Origin of the sequence: Mesotoga sp. HF07.pep.5.2.highcov (assembly GCF_003666285.1) — a bacterium.
In the GTDB taxonomy this organism is placed as follows: Bacteria; Thermotogota; Thermotogae; order Petrotogales; family Kosmotogaceae; genus Mesotoga; species Mesotoga prima.
In genome coordinates, this window is the sequence record NZ_JFHJ01000068.1 from 1 (window position 1) to 2,850 (window position 2,850).

Annotated in this window: 1 protein-coding gene and 2 pseudogenes; all 3 read right to left on the reverse strand. The window is 44.8% G+C overall.

Going from position 1 to position 2,850, the window contains the following annotated elements; genetic code table 11:
* Nucleotides 1-495 (reverse strand): annotated as a pseudogene (locus BG32_RS01245) (hypothetical protein); the annotation flags it as partial.
* Nucleotides 492-1,933: pseudogene (gene gatB, locus BG32_RS01250) on the reverse strand (Asp-tRNA(Asn)/Glu-tRNA(Gln) amidotransferase subunit GatB). The pseudogenes gatB and BG32_RS01245, both read right to left, overlap by 4 nt.
* Nucleotides 1,933-2,850: amidase family protein (locus BG32_RS01255; protein ID WP_121526278.1), on the reverse strand; the 918-nt coding region annotated here is incomplete at its 5' end. The gene BG32_RS01255 and the pseudogene gatB, both read right to left, overlap by 1 nt.

Here is a 2,850-nt window from a genome sequence, read left to right on the forward strand (position 1 = left end):
ATATTCTTTTGCATAAAGGTATAGACCAATATCGTTGAATGAAAAGGAATCCTCTCCGTGAAGAAAGACACTTAATCCTCCGTTAAGCTGACCTAAAGGGAGTCGTACCCAGTTTCTTACAAGATACTTCATCTTGCTAACCGTCGAAAGTTCCAGTTCAAGAGCGGTGTGAGAAAAGATAGGAATCTGATTAGTGTTAGACACATACCTGACTCCCATAAATAGACCTTCGTGACTGGCCAACAATGATCCTCTGAAAACGCCGTCCTGGATTTTCAACTTCAAAAATCCGGTAGAGTACTCCTCCCAACTGTCAACATATGTGACACCAACGTAAGGAATTCCCGTAGCCAATGCTAGAGTCAAATAGATGTCCTCGTAAGCCCTGATATCTGCTGAAACACTCCATCCTGCGTTGTTGAGCTTTAACTGGGTTTCGGAAAGAAGAAGAATCCCAAAAAGCAATACAAGTGACAGACATAAAGCTCTCTTCAACCTTTGAGCATCCTCCTTGCGATTTCATTGACTTTCGATGGATTTGCCTTACCTCTTGTTGCCTTCATTACAGCTCCTACGAAGTAACCGAGAACACCTTCCTTTCCGTCCCTGAACTGCTGCACAGCGACGGGATTGTTAACCATAGCCTTCTGAAGGGCATCCTCGATTACCTTATCATCATCTATTTGTTCAAGCCCCTTTTCTCTTACTATCTCTCTGGGCGACTTCTTTTCTTCAACAACTGTCGGGAAGATATCTTTGGCGATCTTGTTGGAGATCTTTCCTTCATCTATTAAATCAAAAAGCTCTTTGAAATGTTCCGGACTTACCTTGACCTCTTCGATGGTAAGTCCCTTGTCATTCATGAATCGCATTACCTCTCCCATTATCCAGTTCGAACTCTCTTTCGGCTTTCCAGTGACCTGAGCGACTTCTTCGAAGTATGAAGCGATGTCCCCGTCTGAAGAGAGTACGCTTGCATCGTACCTCGGGAGCGAGTATTGCTCAACAAATCTGTCGATCTTTTGCCATGGTAGCTCGGGAAGACTTTCTTTGATCCTTTCGATGACTTCATCACTGACTACCAGAACTGGAAGATCCGGTTCAGGGAAGTACCGATAATCGTTTTCTTCTTCCTTCGATCTCATTGAAAAAGTCTCTTTGGACGAAAAGCTCCAGGACCTTGTTTCTTTTGCGACGTCCTCTCCAGATAAGAGCGCTTTTGAGATTCTCTCTTGCTCGAATTCAAGTGCCTTTTCAACGAACTTGAAGGAATTGATATTCTTTACCTCTACTCTATTAGAGCTTCGTCCTGTCTCATCGACCATCGAGATATTCGCATCACAGCGTAATGCTCCCTTCTCCATATCTCCAGAGCATACCTCCAGGGCCCTCAGCGTGTCTCTTAGAAGCTCCATAAAGATACGAGCCTCGGAGGGACTACGAAGGTCGGGCTCGGTTACAATTTCAATTAAAGGGACACCGCATCTGTTGAGATCTACGAGGCTTCCTGACGATCCGGTTATAGAATCCGTTCCCTGATGCACCATTTTGCCTGCGTCTTCTTCGATATGTATCCTGCGAATTCTCACTTTTCTTTTCTCTTCTCCGTTCTCCAGATAGAGATAACCGTTTTCTGCAATCGGAAAGAAGTACTGTGTTATCTGGTAACCTTTTGGTAGGTCAGGATAGAAGTAATTCTTTCTGTCAAAGACAGAACGTTTGTTTATGGTGCAGTTCATAGCGATTCCCGCCAAAACTGCGAACTCTACTACTTTCTTGTTAAGCACCGGCAGTGTGCCTGGCTGCCCAGTGCACACTGGCAGATTGCAGTGTTAGGTTCGAGATCGAAAACATCGGCTCTACAGCTGCAAAAGGCTTTCGTTTCTGTTTTCAGTTGAGCATGAATCTCCAGTCCGATAACAGTTCTTAGCATTACTCTCTCCACCTTTCTGGTATGATCGCAAGCCCATTACTAAAAGAGGGAGACAAATCCTCAATTCCTTTGGCGGCATCAAGTATGGAGACATCACTGAATCTCTTGCCCGTCATCAAAACACCTACCGGCATTCCATTGACAAAACCTGCAGGAACTGAGATCGAAGGCAGTCCAGCGACATTCGCCGGAATCGTATAGATGTCCATCAAGTAATACGCCAGTGGGTCAGTTATTTCGCCTATCCTAGGAGCGACTAAAGGAGAAGAAGGATTCAAGATGAAATCATACTCATCTAGCACTTTGCTTAGTTCACCGGCCATTACTCGTCTAGTCTTCAAAGCCTTTCTATAGTAAGCATCGTAATAAGTCGCACTCAAGGTGAACGTACCAAGTAGAATTCTTCTCTTAACTTCCTTCCCAAAACCCCTATCTCTGCTCTTGCTTGTCAGACCTTCATAATCCTCTGACTGCTGTCTCGGCCCAAACCTTATTCCATCATAACGAGAGAGGTTCGAACTGGCCTCTGCGGGAGCAATCAAATAATATGTGGCAACGGCGTATTCGACAGAAGGTATGGATATTACTTTAACATCGGCACCAGACCTCTCTATGTCTCTTGTTATGGAAAGAAATCTTTCTTTCACCTCTTCATCAAGACCGGGATAGCTAAGCATTTCCGAAGGGATAGCGAACTTCAGGCCCTTCAAGTACCCTCGAAGCGAAACATCAAAGGACAGAGAGTGTCTTATTGTATTGGAGTCACAAGAATCATGGCCAGAGATCATCGACATCACGTCTGCGGCGTCTTGCGAACATCTTGTCATTGGGCCTATCTGATCAAGAGAAGAGGCAAATGCAACCAGACCATATCTCGAAACAAGTCCATAAGTAGGTTTAAAGCCGACGATTCCACA